Genomic DNA, 19,798 nt, shown 5'->3' on the forward strand with positions numbered 1-19,798 from the left:
TACATTCTGATCTGCTGATTGCCCGGAAAGTGAGCGTCCGAATACCTACTACTTTCTAATTTATTGCGTTCTCTATGGGTTGTTAATTACTACTAAACAGCTTTTTGCCCTGAGCTTTGTTTCGAGCCAGATTGTTTTTGAAATCTGTGTATAGATGACGGAAAAAGCCTTTCGAAACATTAAAGTCTCTATCAGGCACCAAACCCTGGGATAAGCGTATGATTTGTTTGTAATAATAGCTTACCTGGCCAACGGTATTCATCATTTTGATCAACGCCAGCGGGCTATTATTACCCCAAAAACCCGTACCGATTTTTAACTGGTGTTCGAAATCATCAATGGAATCAACTTTCTGCTCCGTCAATAAACGACTCACGTCAGGTTGTGAACACAAAGGCCTGGCCAAACCAACCACATCCACTTCACCACTTTCTACCGCACGTTCCATCACTTCACGGGAGCGAAAGCCGCCAGTGATCATCAATGGCACCTTGGCATTAGCCTTAATCGATTCGGCGTATTCAATAAAATAGGCTTCACGACGGCGGGTACTTTCTCGAACCTCAGTAGCTTCAACGCCCATTAACGATAATTGTTCATAGGTACCGCCAGAAATCTCCAGTAAATCGATACCATCTTCGGCTAACCAACCGGCAACCTGAATACAGTCTTCCTGGGTAAACCCGCCTTTTTGGAAATCGGCGGAATTTAGCTTAACCGCAACCGGGAAACTATCACCTACGGCTTTACGAACCGCTTGTACCACCCGACGAGCAAAACGGGCACGATTCTCAAGACTACCGCCCCACTGATCTTCACGTAAATTGGTTTTCGGTGATAGGAACTGGCTAATCAGATAACCGTGAGCACAGTGAATCTGTACCCCGGTAAAGCCCGCTTGTTTGGCTAAACGAGCGGTATTGGCATAGCGATAAATCGCATCTTCAATTTCCAATTGCGTCATTGCTCGCGGCTTAGAGAAGAAGGAAAGAATTTTTAGCTGCACTTCCGATGGCGAAATTGGCTGGGTATTTACCAAGTTCTGACACTGACGACCTGGATGGGAAATTTGCATCCAGAAATGGTTACCGCCTTTGGTGCCAGCAGCGGCCCAGGCTTTGAATTTCGGTAGCGCACGACTGTCTTCTAAAACCACATTACCAGCGCGCTCAAGATAACGTCGATCGATCATCACATTGCCGGAAATATGTAAACCGGTGCCGCCTTCGGACCAGGTTTCATAAAGCTTGTTTAATGCCGGAGTCGGACGATCCCAAGGGTCAGCCAGACCCTCGGTCATGGCACTTTTACCAAGCCGATTTGGTAATTCGGCACCACAAGGAAGCGTAAGAGATTGTGCTAAAGGAGAACTCATAACTTTCTATTTTACTTATTATCTGTACTTATCTTACCAGTAATCCAATCCATTAACACAGTGTAAAATTCATCTGCGTGGGAAATAAAAGGTGCATGGGACGCGCGCTCAAAGGTGTAGACATCGCTCTTAGGCATTAACTTATCTATCTGATTAATCACATTTTTTGGCACTAAAGCATCAAGCCTGCCATACATCCGCAGCACAGGAATATCGATATGGGTTAGCTTGGCGCGAAGATCGACCCGTTCAAGCAGGTTTAAGGAATGATCTAAGGTTTCAATGCTGGCATGGGGGTACTCATTGATAAGCGACTGGATGGTCTTAATATCCTGACGCACGTGCTCTGAGCCCATGGCCTGCAGTTTTAAAAAATTATTGATGGTCTTTTGCGCGTCATCGGCAAGGGCTGCATGAAAGGAGGTTAACAGCCCGGGTTCGATACCCGGCCAGTTATCTTCAGCGCTAAACTTTGGTGTTGAGCATAGGCTCACCAAGCCGGCAACGAGTTGCGGATAGTGCAGGCTAAGTTGTGTAGCTACTAAACCACCCAACGACCAGCCAATGATGATCGCCGGTTTCGTTAAGGTTTGCTGCAAAACGTCAGCAACTTTATCGGAAACGGTCTCCAGAGCATAATCTGAAAAGCTATTTTGATGATTTAATCCAAAGCCCGGCAAATCAACGCCAATGACCTGAAAATCCGTTGCCAGGCGCTCGCTTACCGGCGCAAAAATAGCGCTGTTTAATCCCCACCCATGAATAAATACTATGGGTGGACGTTGAGTGTCCTCACCTTGCCTGTGAATCTTTAACAACTCTGCCATGCTTAAATCGAAACCGTAGAAAATAATCTTATTTTACGAAAGGATGCGTAAAGTGGAAAGCATACCAGCAAGAACAAAATTGCCACGGATCAACAAATTCGTTATTAGGTTAAAGAACAAGTGCTTAGCACTGGGACCTTGTCTTTGGTGTTTGCAGAAAAAGACGGAAACCGAAATGTTGTGCATGGATTGTGAATGCGCACTGCCGCGAATTGATGTACCCGGGCAAATATGGAATTTACTCGCTAACCCCGCCATTGCCAATCATATCTCTCATCAGCATATCGATAACTTGGTCGTTGTTTCGCCCTATCAGCATCCATTGGATCAATGGATAACGGCGCTAAAGTTTCAGCGCCGCGCCGACTTGGCTCGGTTGTTAGGAATGTTACTGGCAAAACACCTGCAGCAGTTATTCCAGAAATATGATGAAAAACCTGAGATATTAATGCCAGTGCCTTTGCATTGGCGACGATTGAAAATACGCCAGTATAACCAGGCATATTTACTAGCAAAGCAAGTTAGCAAACAATGCCAACTACCTATCGATTACGTTTCATTGCTGCGAAAAAAAGCGACGGCAACCCAGGTAGGCTTAGGCGGCAAAAAACGTCGTGGCAATCTGCGTGGCGCATTTGCAATTAATAAAGGCGCGTCATTGCCAGAGCATGTAGGCATTATTGATGATGTGATAACTACCGGTTCGACGGTCAATGAAATCGCCAGGGTGCTAAAGCGCCAGGGCGTTAAAAAGGTGAGTGTGTATTGTGTAGCGCTCAGCGTACACCGCTGAGCACTATACCAATCCCATTAAATTATTGCTCACTCAGTGAGAATTTAAAGGCTTTTAGGCAAGGCTTTGATTGCAGATAATGGTTATTCCGCCCTCAAAATTAGCCAAAATCAGTAATGCAGTCCAAACGCCTTTAAAACTCACCCGGAGGGAGTTAGTGAGAGGCCCATTTACTGCCCTATATTTCATTAATATAGAATGACTATATCAATAAAATCTATGTTGCAAATGAACCTCGGCCCTAACTCTGAGTTGTGCACAAACTTAGTGAGATTGGTATTTTATTGCTTAAGGTTTAGCCGGAACGCTAAAGGCTTTTGAGAAGAAAATTGAGTTAGCAACAATCTTCGCGGTACCGTGCCAATAGCCACGAAATACCAGGTTCTCAGAACTGGCAATAACCCGGCCTTTACCAACATTATGGGCAGTAATTGCCGTGTTCTCTGCAACCTTACCAACTAAGGCATCATCGCTATATCCGCTCAACAATGGTTTTTCGGTAAATTCAGCCAAAGTGACAAACGGGCGAGAGGCTTTCTCAATGATAACCGTTGAGTTTTTGAAGATAGGTAAACTTTCCTGCTGATAACCAAAGGCCAACGGGTGGGTGACATCGATATTCGTTGCGAAGATAGTACCGGCAATGCGTTTTTTCGCCGCTAATTGCTGTCTATCGGCATAGGTTAAATCGTCGGTATTAAACAGGCGCGCTAACTCATTGTCACTAACAAAACTGCTTTGCAGAATATTCTTGCTTGCTAGCCATTTGCTGGCACGTTTTTGCGCGTAAATCACCCCGCCATTTTCAACCCAGGCTTTTAACTTGCCTAACGTCGCTTCACTAATGCCTTTGTAGCTACCATCTACCATGATCACATGGGTGTAATGGTTAAAGTCGATTTTGTTCAGACGATAATCATCAATGACTGAAACCGGAACGCCAATGGTGTCATCAAGGTAATACAGCATATGGCCGGCTTCATATTGTGATACCGAATGGCCACCAATCATCATTACCCGTACCGGGTTTAAGGTAACCATAGAACGACTACCTAAATCGATGCCTTTGATGCTTAAACCTGTGGTTAACGACGCCATATCGATATGGTATTTCTGATACGTATCCATCAGTTTATCGAACCAGTCGGTGCGGTTCTGTAAACCAGAAAGGATCAGGATTGTACCCGCGGCAAAGTCCTGCTCTTCATCTTTGTTTTCACCAGCTAATGTAAATGCCTTGGTCGCAACTTTAGCTTTGATGCCCTGATTTAACAGCTCGTTAAGTAGTTTCGGCGCAAGGTAATCATCCCAGGCAAATGCGTAGGCATAAGCGCCTTCTTTTAATGGCATGTTTTGCTCAGGCACGGTGAGAAGATCAGCGGTAAATGGCTGGGAGTCGATATCGACATCACGAGAGCGGTTCACCTTTTTCACTTCCAGGTTGTACGCCAATGGCAAAGTCCAGCCGGATACGTCATAGAAACTGTTGTCTTTAAATTCGGTGACTTTATCGAAGATGGTTTTGATCAATCGATATTGCGGCTGCTCCAAAGGTACGTAATAACTGCTACCCGGGCGGTACTTAACATCGTTAGATTCATAAGTGTCAGTTAGCGCATAGCTTTCAATCTGATGCTGCTCTAACAGGTGTAAAAAGTCTTTCAGGCGCTGACGATCCGCTGGCTCATGAATCAGATAGCCGGCAAAGCCAACATCCGATGCCATTTCAAGGCTTTGTGCATAAAAGTTAGTGCGGAACTGATGCAATTTCTTTTTGTTTTGCTGTGCGGCGCGCAAGGTTGAGAACGAGGTTAACATCTGATTCTTGATACCAAAACCAAAAGTCAGAACCCCATTTTCCGAGGTTGTCGCCATTCCACGGGAGCTTGCCTGTTCAAACAAGATACCTACCGCGCCATTGATGTCTGGATAGGTTGAACCTTTACCGTAATAAAAATCATCAAAACTTTCGCGGGTAAAGTACAAGCGATGATCGGCATTTAACGCCGCCGCGTGATATTCGGCGAAGTTCATCGTTAGTTCGACATTCTCTTTCGGCGTCAACGGGTTAGTACGGCTTGGAATACCCGGCTGGAAAAAGTAAGTGCTGTCTTTACCCATCTCATGGAAGTCACCCAAAACATTTGGTTTAAACTGGTGGAAATACTTGACCCGGTTGCGGCTTTCTACCTGAGTTAACGGTAACCAGTCGCGGTTTAGGTCGAACATAAAGTGGTTAGTACGACCAGAAGGCCATTGCAGCTGATGCTCACGATGCTCAGGGTCGGTGTTTAAGCTAGTGCCACGGTTAGTGTTAACCCAAGTGACAAAGCGATCCATGCCATCCGGGTTCATGCTTGGCTCAATCAGGACAATCACGTCATCAAGCAGCTGCTTCATCTCTTCGGTTTCTGCCGCCGCCAGATAATAAGCGGTAAGCATAGAGGCGTGGGAGCCGGAAATTTCGTTACCATGGATGGAATAACCTAACCAGACAACCACTGGATCGTCAGCATTTTGGTTTTTACCCGCCTGACGGTTTTCCAGAATTTGCTCAAGGTTATTAAGGTTTTTCGGGCTGGAGATAGTGGCCAGTACCTGTTGACGGCGTTCGGTGCTGTACCCCATAGATAACAAGCGAACATGATTACTGGCATCCGCCAGCTCTTTGAAGTAATGAACCAGTTGATCGTGGCGCACATGACGGTCGCCAACATCAAAACCTAATACCGCTTTTGGTGTTGGCACCTTGCTACGATATTGAGTAGGTTGTTCAAAATAGTAGGACAATGGCTCGGCAAACGCTGGCGCCAATGCAAACAGGCCAGTTAATGCTACCGCTTTAAAAAATTGAACCAATTGAAGTCTCCTTGTGGCTATTCAGCCTTTATTATTTTTTCCTTTGTAATGCCGGTAAATTTCGGCAAAACAAGATGTTACGGGGGACAGCGAGATGCTCGTCGTTATGCCTGTAGTATAGCCATAAGCATGCAAATACCGTAGTTCAAAGATTAACACAAAACTTCGGCCAATTCGTATAGCCCTGAAGATTAACTGACTGGAATTTGCGATGGATCAGTGAAGACGAGGTTTTAAACACAAAAATCATCACGAATTTGTATCCAAACTGGCTCTTACCCCTTGAGAATAGTATGATAACCCCCATACTTGAGTTAATTAGTCAGGTATAGGGCAAATAATCCCATTTTTAGGGGGTCTATTGACCTATATACCGAATCAGGCGCGAGAGAAGCTAACTATGATCCAAATTTCCGATACGGCACAAGAGCATTTTGTAAAGTTACTGTCACAACAGGCAGAAGGCACCTGTATCCGTGTATTTGTTGTAAACCCCGGTACTGCACAGGCTGAATGTGGTGTTTCATATTGTCCGGTTGAGGCCATTGAGCCTGATGACATTCGTATCGAATACAAAGGCTTTGCAGTCTTGGTTGATAAAGACAGCGAAAAATTCCTGGTTGATGCGGAAATTGATTTCGTTTCTGACCAAATGGGCTCGCAATTAACTCTGAAAGCTCCGAACGCGAAATTGCGTAAAGTTGCCGATGATGCACCGTTATTCGAGCGCGTAAACTACTTCCTGCAAGCCGAAGTTAATCCACAGCTTGCTGGCCACGGCGGTGAATGTTCATTAATGGAAATCACTGACGATGGTTATGCCATCCTACAATTCGGTGGCGGCTGTAATGGTTGTGCGCAAGTTGATTACACCTTGAAAGAAGGTATCGAGAAGCAACTTCTTGAAGAAATGGGCGACGAGCTGAAAGGCGTGCGCGACATGACTGAACATCAGCGCGGTGAGCATAGTTACTACTAAGGTGGAATGCCGTTAAGGTGGAAGTAGAAGGTGGGAGGTTATGATCATGGACGATCGGTATGCCGAAAATGCACTAATACATGGAAGTATGTAGTTAGAATAACGCACTAATACATGGATGTATGTTGTTAGAATAACTCAGGAACAGTTATCGGGGAGCAATTATCGAGGAGCATATTTTCGGTGGAAGTATTCTCCATAACTTTCCCCGCTACACTTGAATTGAAAGGCGACATGAGTCGCCTTTTTTATGCCTGTACTAAAGTGAACGCAACCGTCATTCCGGACTCCGATCCGGAATCTAAGAACGAGATACCGGGCGCCCCCGGTATGACGTTGGGGGTCGGTAGATGGTGTCTAGACGTTAAATCCGACCTAATCTTTGCAACTCTAGCAACAAAATAGCGTCTTTCCGGACCCCGAACCGGAATCTAAGAACGAGATACCGGCCGCCGCCGGTATGACGTTGGGGGTCGGTAGATGGTGTCGAGACGTTAAATCCGACCTAATATTTGCAACTCTAGCAACAAAACAGCGTCATTCCGGACTCCGATCCGGAATCTAAGAACGAGATACCGGCCGCCGCCGGTATGACGTTGGGGGTTGGTAGATGGTGTCGAGACGTTAAATCCGACCTAATCTTTGCAACTCTAGCAACAAAACAGCGTCTTTCTGGACCCCGATCCGGAATCTAAGAACGAGATACCGGCCGCCGCCGGCATGACGTTGGGTTCGGTAGATGGTGTCGAGACGTTAAATCCGACCTAATCTTTGCAACTCTAGCAACAAAACAGCGTCTTTCCGGACCCCGATCCGGAATCTCTAGCTAAACTCATAGAACCAATGTTGAAAAGGACTTCATCATGAAACAGCCCGCCGTATACATACTTACAAATAAGAAAAACTCCGTGTTGTATATCGGAGTAACCAGTAATTTACCGCAACGCATCTATCAGCACAGAGAAAAACTCGTAGAGGGCTTCAGTAAGAGATACAACCTAACGAAGCTCGTCTATTTTGAGCTCTTCGACGATCTAGAAAACGCGATAACTCGTGAGAAAAGAATGAAAGACTGGCATCGTCAATGGAAGGTTAATCTTATCGAGAAAAACAATCCCGATTGGCGAGATTTGTATCCGGAGATACTTTAGATACCGGCATACGCCGGTATGACGATGGGGGTGGTATTCTGCAACTCTAGCAACAAACTAGCGTCATTCCGGACTCCGATCCGGAATCTAAAATCAAGAGCAGATACCGGCCGCCGCCGGTATGACGTTGGGGTAGTATGAAGGTGGGGGGGTATTCTGCAACCCTAGCAGCAGACTAGCGTCATTCCGGACTCCGATCCGGAATCTAAGAACGAGATACCGGCCGCCGCCGGTATGACGTTAAGGATTCGTATGACGATGGGGGTGGTATTCTGCAACCCTAGCAGCAGACTAGCGTCATTCCGGACTCCGATCCGGAATCTAAAATCAAGAGCAGATACCGGCCGCCGCCGGTATGACGTTGGGGTAGTATGAAGGTGGGGGGGTATTCTGCAACCCTAGCAACAGACTAGCGTCATTCCGGACTCCGATCCGGAATCTAAGAACGAGATACCGGCCTCGGCAATTGCTCCATGCATTGCTCTACCTCCCACATCCATGTAGTCGTACGCCGGTATGACGTTGGGGTTAGTATTTTGCAATTCAAGTGACAAGCTAGCGTCATTCCGGACTCCGATCCGGAATCTAAAAACGAGATACCGGCCTCGGCAATTGCTCCATGCATTGCTCTACCTCCCACATCCATGTAGTCTTACGCCGGTATGACGTTTGGGGTTGGTATGACGTTTGGGGTTGGTATGACGTTTGGTGCTGGTATGACGTTTGAGGTGGGTATGACGTTTAGGGGGTGAAGGTGATCAGCTGAGGGCAGTCTGACTGAATCGACGACCAACAAAAGGCGATTCTTTGTCGACTTCCGTCCTTCCTAATCGCCGCCCAGCGACAGGCGATTAAACACCATATCCCGATAAGCATGATTATCGCGAACCTTGTCACTAAACGGGCGCAGGGTAAAGCCGGTAACCTGTTGTTCGGCATCGACAACAAACTCGATAAATGCCGGTGAGGCGGCATTCCGGTCATCAAAATTAATCACAAAGGTATGCTGATCAAACGGCGTTAGCTTGCCCTTTAAATTCACCATTTTTTCAAATTCAATTCTAAGCTCTGACTGCTCTAAATCCTTGGTACCCGATTTCGCCTGAGTGATATTCACACCACCGTACCAGACATCAGCATACTCGCCAGCATAGGCGTTTTCTTCGAAAAGAACCGTATTCGAGCCTTGCGGTGTCGATAAATTAGCCAGATAACGCTGCTCTGCCTGTTGTTGATATTGGTAGTAATCAGCAACCCAATCGGTTTCATCCTCAGGTTTCAAATAAGCACTCAAAATTTCCTGCATCATCGCCCCGCGCAATGAGCCGTTGGAGCCATTATTTAATAAAATAACCCCCAGCTGTTGCTCGGGCACCAGCGCCAGATACGCCTGCATACCGGATAAGGTACCGGTATGAGAGATAACCTGATGGCCATACATATCGTTTTTGCGCCAGCCAAGAGCATAGGTTTTGAAATGACTCTGGGTTCGCTCAGCTTCCCGTTTAGACATAGATAAAATGGTCTCAGAGCGCCACATCTGCGCTAACTGTTTTTTCGAGAATAAAGCCTCACCTGAATCCGTTTTACCGTCGTTGAGCAGTAGCTTCATCCACTCAGCCATACCCGAAACATTGCAAACCAATCCACCCGCCGCGGCCGAAACCGTTGCCTTACCCTGTATGCCATTTCGGTCGATGGCAAACAAATCCCCGGCTACATCGCCGTGCGGCGTGGCTATATTATTCATAGCGTCAGCTGGCATATCGCCGGCAAAACAATTCATCCCAAGTGGCGCGAATAGGCGCAGGTCAACAAAGTCTTCATAAGGCATACCAGACACCCGCTCAACAATCTCACCAGCAGTAATATAAAACACATTGCTGTAGGCGTACTGGCTGCGAAAGCCATATTTAGGGGTTAAGTATTTAAGGCTATCGATAATTTCCTGACGACTAAAACCACTCGGCTCCGGCCACAGCAAACTGTCGCCAGCACCACCCACTAAACCACTGCGATGAACCAACAGATCCTTAACGGTAAATTCATCACTCACCCAATCCTGCTGCATCTGAAACTCAGGAATATACTCAGTGACCTTGTCATCCCAATCGATTTTGCCTTCATCCACTAAGATAGCCAGAGCCGCGGAGGTAAAAGCTTTAGACGTGGACGCCAAACGAAATAAGGTATCTTGATCAACGGTATCTGGTTGTTCAAAATCGCGCACCCCATAGCCTTGCAGATGCACGACTTCACCACGATGGACAATGCCCACCGCCACACCTGGTACATAAAACTGAGCTAAGGCACGTTCGGATAATAGATTGAGATCCGCTTTCGGTATCGCCAGATAAGGTGCTTGGTTGTCAATTTTTGAGGCACAACCAGCAAGAGAAAATAGTGTCGCGGCAGCGAGTAAAGATAGGAAAGGATTACGTTGGAAAACAGAGGAGAGTAACTTCATAACTATATGCTTATTCAGAGCCAGATAAATAGGGTTAACCTATCATGCAATAAGCAAAGAGGATATTCCAGATAAAACCAACCATGGGGAATAATTTATTCTAACGTATGTTTTGAAGTAGCTTTAATTCCGAATAAAAACACCATCTTTAATGATATCAAGGTTGATTGGCGCTATCTGTGCCTTGTTGTTGCTAAGCAAACTACACGACCAACAATTACAAAACCTCAATCCTCGCTACAGTGCAGATCTTTCTTTTAAAATTCATTTTATCTGCCTTGCGTCATAACTAATTGCCAACAATACTAAGTACTTGTAGCAAAACATAGCTTTGCCACACCGCATGGTTGCAGTCACTATCCAAGACGTTTTTGACACCCGGTCAGGAGATCGAGTCTGAGTACCCACCTCAGACAGACTACTTGTCAACGTGGGTTGGAGAGAGATAATGGCTGATGAAAAAGACGTCTGGCGAGGTACACCTTCGCAAGTCATCAATATGGGCTCCTATATACTATTAGGGCTGTTTTTCTGGCTTGTCATTCCACTGTTTATCATGCTGTGGAAATGGCTGCAGGTGAAAAACATGAAATATGAACTCACCACCCAACGCCTTCGCACCCACCATGGCGTATTCAATAAAGAAATCGACGAGTTGGAGCTTTATCGGATCCGTGATTATCGTCTTGATCAGCCATTTTTCCTGCGCATGTTTTCAAAAAGCAATATCGAGATGGCAACATCTGATCGTACTCACCCTAAAGTTACCATTCGAGCCGTTGATAATGGCGAAGAAATTCGCGAGATGCTCAGAACCTATGTGGAAGAATGTCGAACCCGCAAAGGTGTACGTGAATTTGATGTGGATTGAGGTGAGGTATGACTAGCTTTCAAATTATCGTTCTAATCGTTGGCGCCTGTTTGTTACTGCTGGGTGGGTTTTCTGGTATTGCTATCTTTATCCGGGCCTTGAAAATCTCTGATAAATTTGGCGACGAAACCAATGTTGGCTCGCTATGGGGTCTATTTATGCTGGGTATTGCCGCTGGTTTGCTATTAACCTGGTGGGCATTAAGAACTCCCGGCGGCTAGGGAACTTACTGGGCACGACATTAGCACCGGGTAGCAGCTACCATTAAATCATACTGTTAGTTGATTAATGGAGATGTCTAAATGGCATTCACAGGAAGTTGTTAATAACAATTCCATTAAATTTTTGCGCAACTTGGTATTTGCGGCGCTGTTCAATATCAGTTTTCTGATTTTGGTAACGAAATCGCCCATTGCCACTGTTCCATATGTCACAAATTCGTGTCGAAAATTCCATGGCGCCGCCTTTATACCAATCACATTAAATTATTGCTCACTCAGTGAGAATTTAAAGGCTTTTAGACAAGGCTTTGATTGCAGAGAATGGTTATTCCATTTTCAAAATTAGCCAAAATCAGTAACGCAGGATAAACGCCTTTAAAACTCACCCGAAGGGAGTTAGTGAGAGGCCCTAACTCTGAGTTGTGCACAAACTTAGTGTGATTGGTATTAGTACCTTTGTGCCGGCAGCCATGGTCGACCTTTGCTGGTTAAAAGGTGAGCCACAACGTACTACCTTTACCGCTGAAAATGGCAGCAAACGTCAATTTTGCAAAACCTGCGGCTCAAGCCTTACTTGTCAATCGGCAAGCAGTGATGATTCTCTGGAAATCGCTCTGGCAATACTAGATTCATCGCATTCGTTCGAAGATAAACACCCACAACCTGATGCCCATGTGCATATATCTTCCAAGGTAGAATGGTTTGAAATTAACGATTCATTACCTCAATACCGAAACGTTCGAGAGTAGCTATACTTTTCTGTGAAAATTCGGACTTGGAGATGGCTATGATTGAAGAACTGCCACAAAGTGAAGGTAAATATTTCGGGGTAAAGCTTTCCGGCAAGCTTGAATTCGATGAAGAGCGAAAATGGCTGACCGAGCTGGATAACCGAGTAGCAGAACATGGTAAGGTTCGACTGTTATTGCAACTGGATGATGGTGCTGGCTGGGGTTTTAAAGCAGGCTGGGAAGATATTAAATGGGTTTTCCACAACATCAAAAACATTGAAAAAGTCGCGGTCATTTCTGACTCGAAAGTCTGGGAATGGTTGATCAAAGTCGATGCCGTCTTCGCTAAAATCGTTAATATTGAAGAAAGTCATTTTCATCAAAGTGAAATGGAAGAGGCCTGGGCCTGGTTAAAGTCCGGTTAGAGTTAACCGAGTTATTAGGGCGAATAGGGGATGCGGTACACAACCACGTACAACGACCTCTTAATACATCTCATATGTACCGCATAAAACAGTAACTGAAAATAATTTGTTTGGCGTCTTTGTTGAGTATAGACAAAGAATCTGATGACAAGTAACCAAATTTCCAGTCTATATACCGGTTACGACATAGCGACAAATTTGCCCCTCCTGCTTGCTCCCTCTGCTACAACTGCTAAATTTTTAGGAAAGGTGTTGGAGGTATCCATATGCGTTGGGAAGGTAAACGTAAGAGCAGTAATGTTGAAGACAGACGTGGTCAGAAGGTAGCGGCTGGTGCTGGTATCGGTGCGTTACTATTTCGCTTTTTGCCCTTTTTGATTCGCAGTAAGGTCGGAAGAACCTTATTGATCCTTGGTGTTGTGGTATTTTTTGGCAGCCGCTTTCTCGGTATTGATATGGCACCGGGGTTATCATCAGGTGGTGGATCTCAAGAGCCGGCGCAATTAACCCCAGAACAGCAACGTATGGGCGATTTTGTCTCGGTTATCCTCGCCGATACCGAACAAACCTGGCACAGCATCCTTGAACCTAGAGACATTCCCTACCGTGAACCCAAACTTATCTTATTTACCAGCCAGGTAAACTCAGCCTGCGGTTTAGCCAGTGCTGCGGTTGGTCCGTTTTACTGTCCCGGCGATGAGCAGGTTTATATCGATTTGTCTTTTTTTCAGGATCTGGCAAATCGTCACGGCGCCCCTGGCGACTTTGCCCAGGCATACGTGATAGCCCATGAAGTCGGCCATCATGTGCAAAATGTATTAGGCACATCCGATAAAGTGCATCGTGCCCAGCAAATGTCATCAAAAGTCGAAGGCAATAAGATGTCGGTTAAGTTGGAATTACAAGCTGATTGCTATGCTGGGGTTTGGGGATATCATGCCAATACTAAGCGGCAAATGCTGGATCCCGGCGATCTCGAAGAAGCGCTTGTCGCCGCCTCTGCTATTGGTGATGACAGATTGCAAAAAGAGGCCACCGGCAGGGTAACCCCGGATAGTTTTACCCATGGTACTTCCGAGCAGCGGGTTGCCTGGTTTAGGCGAGGCTTTGAAAGTGGTGACATTACTCAATGCGATACTTTTTCCGGACGTTGATAGCGATACGGCCGCTTCAAACTGCAAATATGACAAGCTTTCGAGCCCTTTAGTATGAATACGTATGCAATAATTTGTCAGCGCAGCCTTGACCACGTACTTTGCTCCCTTATAAATTAAAAATACCAATCTCGCTAAGCGCTTTTTTTACTCTGTGAACATTTAATGAAATTGGTATAAATTCATCCTTCTGTGATCATATGAGTTGGCGCGCCAATAATAATTAACAAAAGCCCACATCGCACAGATAAAAACAACAAGTGAGCCCTCCATGTTAGCCATGCAAAAAAACCTAAGCCGGTCGTTTTACGTCCTGCTCAGCTTACCCTCAACGGCAATGGGATTTGCCCTGTCGATTCAGATTGCGGCATTAAGCTGGTTATTAAGTACCAAATACGGACTGGATATTCATGAAGTCGGTTTGGTTTGGGCAGCAGGTCCAATCGCCGGCATTCTTGGCCAGGTAATTATCGGTATTATCAGTGATAATGTCTGGTTCTGGGGGGGGCGTCGTCGTCCGTTTATCATTGTCGGCGGTGTGCTTGCCGGAATGATGCTACTGGCATTGCCGAATATTGATATTATCTCCACCTCCTTAGGTATCGATGGCCTTTTGGGTATCGCTATTGTTATCGCTCTGACTCTGGATTTATCGATTAATGTCAGTATGAATCCAACTCGTTCGATTATTGCTGATGTAACGCCGCAGGGTGAACAACGCACCAAAGGGTACACCTGGATGCAGTTAATCTCAGGTACTTTCGGGATGATGGCTTATGCCATTGGTGCGACACTAGGTAACTACGTACTGATTTACCTGGGCGCGGCCCTGGTATTTTTGCTAGCGATAATTCCACCATTTTTCATTGAAGAGCCAAAACAGCTAACCGAAAACGAAGACGGTTCGGATAAAGGCGCGATCAGCTTTAAAGAAATTCTTATCAATATTAAGCCGCTTTGGGGCTTTTTGATTTACGATGTCTATGCCTTATTTCTCACATTAGCCGGCATTAAAGTTGACAACTATTGGGTGGAGATTGCCTGTCTAATCCTCACCGCCTATTTTGTTATTACAACCCTGATCCCATCGGAAAAAGGTAAAGACGAAGAACAAGCGAACTTAATTGGCTTTCGTAAAGTTTTGGCAGCGCACTCATTTAGCTGGATTGGCATTCAGTCAATGTTTGTATTTATATTGTTTTTCTTGAAAGACAAGATGCCAGGCATTGGTGATGACGAGCTAGGTAAGATCATCAACCTAAGCTTTCTGGTTTTAAACGGCGTTGCAGCCGTGTTGCCTGCGCTTATTCTATTGCCACTTACTAAGTCTTACGGCCTGGTTCGCGTTCACACTGTCTGTATCGCGACCATGGCGTTGGGTTACTTTGGTGTGGTGTTATTTGGCCAGAATGAGTACATGCTTTATGGCTTGATGGCATTTCTTGGCATAGGTTGGTCAGCAGTGATCTCTCTGGCGTTCGCAATTATGTCGGAAAAAATCGACCCGTCTCGCATGGGTAGCTACATGGGACTATTCAACCTTTCGGTTGTGATTCCACAGCTCGTAGTTAGCCTGGGTGTTGGTCTTGTGGTTTCGCAAGCGGATGACAAAGCCCTGATTTTCGTGATTAGCGCCGTGAGCCTGTTAATCTCTGCCATCGCCTGGATGCGCGTTGAAGAGATCAAACCAAAAGCTCTGACTTAGGAAAGATGAGCCAGCGGCTGCAATTCCGCTGGCTTTAAAAAATTCCCACGCTCTAAACCTACCGAACTATAATTATCACCACATCTGGGCCGTCTCACGATTCTGGATAACGCATAGTGGTTATATCAACCACAATAAGTTTGTGCACAACTCAGAGTTAGGGCCGAGGTTCAGTTACAACATAGATTTCATTGATATAGTCATTCTATATGAATGAAATATAGGGCAGTAAATGGGCCTCTGATAAACTCCCTACGGGTGAGTAATAATTTAATGTGATTGGTATTATATTGTGAACAGACACTTTCTCATTACTTTCGTCCTTATCTTCAGCATTGCAGGGTGTGCCACATCAAATCCTGGGGTATTTGTCGATACAAGTTACAAACCCTCGGTAGATTCTAACGAAGAATATCTCGGCGACGTACAAGGTGAATCGAGACAGCGTTGGATATTGTATTTAATTCCTATAGGCGACCCACCTTCAACCCATGAAGCTATCACCAAGGCTAAGCAGCAAATCAAAGGCACCCGGTTTCTCGCTGATATATCCATCGACGAAAAAACCGACTGGAGTTTTGGTTACAGCGAGCAAATCATTATTGTCAATGCCCAGGCCTATCGATAATCGGAAGCTGGTTTTATTGACCGTATTAACTATCGAGAATAACACCAGTCAAGGAGCCCTAACAGGTCGGATGAGAGGTTGAATTCGCGACCAGTTTGCCGTTAACATGACGTCTCATTTGCAAAATTTTTGAATCGGCGGCGTCATGACTTCTTCCAAATCCGGGCAATCGACATTTCATCCCTTACCCGAGAATGCCAGCTTCAAGTTTTATGGCGGCAATGGCCCGGATGTACATTTTTATCATGCTAACGGCTTTTCCAGCGCCACTTATCAACCATTTATCGACGCGCTAACCCAATCATTCACGGTATCCGCACTGGACTCCCGTGCGGTGTGGCCCAACATAGGTAAGCCGCCAAAAGATCGTAATTGGCAGATGTATGCCAAAGACCTGATTGCTTTCATTGAAACCCACTATGATCAGCCGATTATCGCCGTTGGCCATTCATTAGGAGCAAGCTGCACCACCTATGCGGCAATCCTGCGTCCGGATTTATTTACAGCGTTAGTGCTCATTGAGCCGGCGATGCTAAAACGCAGTATTGCCACCGCAATTAAGTGGATGCCAGATTCAATCTTAAAGCATATTGATCCGGTTAAAACGACGCTGAAGAAACAGGACCGTTGGGCCTGTCGACAAAGTTACCGTGAGTACTGTGAACAACGTCGCAGTTTCAAACGCTTTCACCCAAAAAGCTTTGAAGCCTTTGTCGAGCATTCCGTGGTTGAAGACGGTGACGGTGTAACACTAAGGTTCCCTAAGGCATGGGAAGCTCATAATTTTTCGCGTCCGCCCTATTTACTCAAAGAAATCTCTCGATTAACAGTGCCAACCGTTGCCATCCGCGGTAAGCCGAACCTGTTCTTTTCTGATGAGATCTGGCAGCGCTGGCAAAAAAGCCAACCGAATGCGGTATTCCTCGAAGATACCGAGCATGGCCATTTGTTGCCATTGGAAAGCCCTGACAGCTGTTATCAATTGATTGTTAAAGGGTTAGCAAAGCTAGGGCTTTAGCGGTTGCTTTAAAGTTTGGCTATGCCATGCAGTGATCGCCATATCGACAATCTAAGCCTAATTGTGCAATAGTTATTCCATAGTTCAATATGCGAGCAGGTGGAATAATGAAGATAACAAAACAAATTTCTATCCTATTGATTGTATTAGTTATCAGTGCGCTTTTTAGCGTATTTGTGGTGGCTGAGGAATTATACCAATCAACCTTAATTTATGGTCACTCAGCAATTTTCGAAACAGAAAATTTCACCAATTAAATTCGAGTATTATCTAATTACAGCACGTAAAAAGAATACCAGCGCATTGAAAATTGCCCTTCCGGGATGGTGAAAGTATCTCCTACCCGGAAGGCAAGGCGGAAATTACCTCGATAAAACTGCGTTTAGAACCCGGCCAACAAACCCCTTTCCATTGCCACCCAATCCCCACTTTCGGTTATGTGCTGTCAGGCAAAATTGAAGTAAAAACCAAAGATGGCAATAAAACCATAATGAGCGAGGGCGAATCTGCCATCGAAGTAATGAATACCTACCATAGAGGTCGGGCGATAGAAGGCCCGGTAGAAATCGTGGTGTTTTATGCAGGTGCCGAAGGCATCCCGACGACGGTGTTAGAGGGTGATGATGGGTGCTGAGGCATCAACGCAAACGCGCGAATGTTTAACAGCACTTTCGCAAGCGATAACCACTCGCGAAAGTGCATGATAATGGCGTAATTACTTGTCGCCAGCTTCTGCTTTGTAGATAGCAAAGCTCAGTGGTGCAAGATTGATCATCACCTTACTGTCTTCTTCCGTTTTATCCTTAGCAAGTACTACCGGCTCATAACCTGCCAACGGCATATCAAACGTTTGTTTTTGATCTTCCATCGCCGTGTTAAATACCACCAGATACTGCTCAGTATCGGTAGTGCGGGTAAATGCCAGAATACCCGGAGTATCCTGAGAATATAAGGTTTCCTGCTCAGAGATACGCAGGCCTGGGTGCTGCTGATAAATGCTAGCTAAATAAGCCAGGTCTTTGTAAAGAATGTGCTCCTGATCAAAGTTTGCATCGGCCGTAGTCGCCGTGGTACCTAACAAGTCATCATCGTTATACGAAGGTACTTTTGAAGGCATCATGTCCTGGCGTGAATCACGGTCATGACCGTCACCAACAAAACCCTGCTCATCACCGTAGTAAACCACTGGAATACCACGAGAGAAATACATCAAAGCGTTAGATAATTTAATGCGCGCTAAGGCTTCCGATTCACTCATCTGAGGGTGCTTATTCTTCAGAAGATAAGCAAAGCGGCCCATGTCGTGGTTACCGGTGAAGTTAACCAGCATGCTGGCATCAGAATCTTCGTCTTTGTACAGCTTATCGGCTTCAAATAACTTCGCCATTACATCGGTACCTTGTTGATCAACCAAGGTCGCCTGAACCGCACTTTGGAAACCAAAATCAAGAATCGACTGTAATTTGCCGGTGGTCGTGAATTGACTTAGGTAAGCTGGATCGGCGGAATACACTTCACCAAACATAAAGAATTGCGGAATACCAATTGTCTTAGCATGGGCCAATAATGCGGGCGAAAACTCCTGCCAGAATTCGATGTTAACGTGCTTAACCGTATCGATACGGAAACCATCAGGTTTAAATTCGGTGATCACTTCTTTGAAGATATCGATCATCCCCTGAACCACGTATGGGTTGTCGGTATCAATGTCATCTAGACCGGCAAAATCACCATAAACTGCACTTTCACCTTCCCAGGTGCTATCGCCCTGATTGTGATAATACTTGGTATCGTTTAACCAGGCCGGAACCTTGATGTCTTCGCTGCCTTTCATTACGAATGGTGTGTAACTATCACCTTCGGCAACCTGCGCCAGGGTTTTGTAATCACAAAGACCGTAAGTTTCACCCAACCATTGCTTGCCATCTTCACCATGACATTCTTTGTATTTGATAACGTCCGCAGTGTGGTTAGCGATGATGTCGAAGAATACCTTAATATTCAGCTTATGAGCCTCGTCGATAAAGGTTTTCAATTCTTCATTGGTACCTAAATGCGGGTCGATTTCGGTGAAATCTACAACCCAGTAGCCGTGATAACCACTACCGTCGTGTTGCACCGCCTGGTTGCGCATAATTGGCGTTAACCAAATGGAAGTAATACCCATATCGTGCAGGTAAGGTAGCTTGTTTTGCAGACCTTTTAAATCACCGCCGTGGTAATAGCCGGTATCCGTTTGATCGAAACCGCCACGTGACTCGAGCTTAGTTTCAGAACCATTGTCATTGTTGACATCGCCATTCTCAAAACGATCTGGCATAACGAAGTAAAACACTTCATCACGAACATCACGTTGTTGGTACGGTGCTAAATTCTGTGCCGAGACTTTATGCCATTCAACAGCCGGAGACGACTCGATAATATCAACCGTTTCGCTCTTTTCTGAAGAACAGGCCGATAAGCCTGCGGTTACCAGTGTTGCCAGGGCAATACTGACTGAATTTCTTAATAGATTTTTGTTTTTACGCATGTTTTTGTATTTACTTTTAAACATTCTCACTCTCCCCATCGAGTTTAATGCAATACCACCAAGT

General features: G+C 45.5%; 17 protein-coding genes. 12 read left to right on the forward strand and 5 right to left on the reverse strand.

Features of this window, described 5'->3' with window-relative positions; all coding sequences use genetic code 11:
- Nucleotides 1-82: 82 nt before the first annotated feature.
- Both FNC98_RS16400 and bioH read right to left on the reverse strand, forming a co-directional pair.
- Nucleotides 83-1,375 carry an NADH:flavin oxidoreductase/NADH oxidase family protein gene (locus tag FNC98_RS16400; protein ID WP_144035333.1) on the reverse strand — a complete coding sequence of 431 codons (1,293 nt, stop codon included), beginning with the start codon at nt 1,373-1,375 and terminating at the stop codon, nt 83-85.
- Nucleotides 1,376-1,386: 11 nt separating this feature from the next.
- Nucleotides 1,387-2,202, reverse strand: a complete 816-nt coding sequence (gene bioH / locus FNC98_RS16405; protein ID WP_144035334.1) for a pimeloyl-ACP methyl ester esterase BioH — start codon at nt 2,200-2,202, stop codon at nt 1,387-1,389.
- A gap of 175 nt (nt 2,203-2,377) precedes the next feature.
- On the opposite strand from bioH, the gene FNC98_RS16410 reads away from it, so the two are divergent.
- The gene (locus tag FNC98_RS16410; RefSeq protein ID WP_185968009.1) at nt 2,378-2,995 is read left to right on the forward strand and encodes a ComF family protein; all 618 of its coding nucleotides are present in this window, start codon (nt 2,378-2,380) and stop codon (nt 2,993-2,995) included.
- Between the two features lie 288 nt (nt 2,996-3,283).
- Here the strand turns inward: FNC98_RS16410 and FNC98_RS16415 are convergent, their stop codons facing one another.
- Nucleotides 3,284-5,854: a M14 family metallopeptidase gene (locus FNC98_RS16415; RefSeq protein WP_185968010.1), complete on the reverse strand. Its 2,571-nt coding sequence runs from the start codon at nt 5,852-5,854 to the stop codon at nt 3,284-3,286.
- 400 nt (nt 5,855-6,254) lie between these two features.
- On the opposite strand from FNC98_RS16415, the gene nfuA reads away from it, so the two are divergent.
- Nucleotides 6,255-6,833 (forward strand): Fe-S biogenesis protein NfuA, encoded by a 579-nt coding sequence (gene nfuA / locus FNC98_RS16420; RefSeq protein ID WP_144035337.1) that lies wholly within the window; start codon nt 6,255-6,257, stop codon nt 6,831-6,833.
- A gap of 863 nt (nt 6,834-7,696) precedes the next feature.
- Nucleotides 7,697-7,984 carry a GIY-YIG nuclease family protein gene (locus tag FNC98_RS16425; RefSeq protein WP_144035338.1) on the forward strand — a complete coding sequence of 96 codons (288 nt, stop codon included), beginning with the start codon at nt 7,697-7,699 and terminating at the stop codon, nt 7,982-7,984.
- Between the two features lie 826 nt (nt 7,985-8,810).
- On the opposite strand, the gene FNC98_RS16430 is transcribed toward FNC98_RS16425, so the two are convergent.
- Complete coding sequence (locus tag FNC98_RS16430; protein ID WP_144035339.1) at nt 8,811-10,451, reverse strand: serine hydrolase; 1,641 nt, start codon at nt 10,449-10,451, stop codon at nt 8,811-8,813.
- A 448-nt stretch (nt 10,452-10,899) separates the two neighbouring features.
- Between FNC98_RS16430 and FNC98_RS16435 the strand changes: the two genes are divergently transcribed.
- From FNC98_RS16435 to FNC98_RS16475, 9 genes are all read left to right on the forward strand, one after another.
- Nucleotides 10,900-11,322, forward strand: a complete 423-nt coding sequence (locus FNC98_RS16435) for a PH domain-containing protein (RefSeq protein WP_144035340.1) — start codon at nt 10,900-10,902, stop codon at nt 11,320-11,322.
- An 8-nt stretch (nt 11,323-11,330) separates the two neighbouring features.
- Nucleotides 11,331-11,543 carry a hypothetical protein gene (locus FNC98_RS16440; RefSeq protein ID WP_144035341.1) on the forward strand — a complete coding sequence of 71 codons (213 nt, stop codon included), beginning with the start codon at nt 11,331-11,333 and terminating at the stop codon, nt 11,541-11,543.
- 437 nt (nt 11,544-11,980) lie between these two features.
- Entirely contained in the window at nt 11,981-12,292 is a 312-nt protein-coding gene (locus FNC98_RS16445) for a GFA family protein (protein ID WP_221932902.1), read from the forward strand.
- 38 nt (nt 12,293-12,330) lie between these two features.
- The gene (locus tag FNC98_RS16450; RefSeq protein WP_185968011.1) at nt 12,331-12,699 is read left to right on the forward strand and encodes an STAS/SEC14 domain-containing protein; all 369 of its coding nucleotides are present in this window, start codon (nt 12,331-12,333) and stop codon (nt 12,697-12,699) included.
- Nucleotides 12,700-12,965: 266 nt separating this feature from the next.
- Nucleotides 12,966-13,853 carry a neutral zinc metallopeptidase gene (locus FNC98_RS16455; RefSeq protein ID WP_144035344.1) on the forward strand — a complete coding sequence of 296 codons (888 nt, stop codon included), beginning with the start codon at nt 12,966-12,968 and terminating at the stop codon, nt 13,851-13,853.
- A gap of 271 nt (nt 13,854-14,124) precedes the next feature.
- On the forward strand, nt 14,125-15,558 hold the full coding sequence (locus FNC98_RS16460; protein ID WP_144035345.1) for an MFS transporter: 1,434 nt from the start codon (nt 14,125-14,127) through the stop codon (nt 15,556-15,558).
- 292 nt (nt 15,559-15,850) lie between these two features.
- Nucleotides 15,851-16,186, forward strand: a complete 336-nt coding sequence (locus tag FNC98_RS16465) for a hypothetical protein (RefSeq protein ID WP_144035346.1) — start codon at nt 15,851-15,853, stop codon at nt 16,184-16,186.
- Between the two features lie 145 nt (nt 16,187-16,331).
- A complete protein-coding gene (locus FNC98_RS16470) occupies nt 16,332-17,204 on the forward strand; it encodes an alpha/beta fold hydrolase (protein WP_144035347.1) in 873 nt (290 codons plus the stop codon).
- Nucleotides 17,205-17,514: 310 nt separating this feature from the next.
- Nucleotides 17,515-17,838 (forward strand): cupin domain-containing protein, encoded by a 324-nt coding sequence (locus FNC98_RS16475; protein ID WP_144035348.1) that lies wholly within the window; start codon nt 17,515-17,517, stop codon nt 17,836-17,838.
- A gap of 81 nt (nt 17,839-17,919) precedes the next feature.
- Here the strand turns inward: FNC98_RS16475 and FNC98_RS16480 are convergent, their stop codons facing one another.
- A complete protein-coding gene (locus FNC98_RS16480; RefSeq protein WP_260680388.1) occupies nt 17,920-19,758 on the reverse strand; it encodes an alpha-amylase family glycosyl hydrolase in 1,839 nt (612 codons plus the stop codon).
- Between the last annotated feature and the right edge of the window lie 40 nt (nt 19,759-19,798).

The sequence above is a fragment of the Thalassotalea sp. PS06 genome (assembly GCF_007197775.1).
Lineage (GTDB): Bacteria > Pseudomonadota > Gammaproteobacteria > Enterobacterales > Alteromonadaceae > Thalassotalea_A.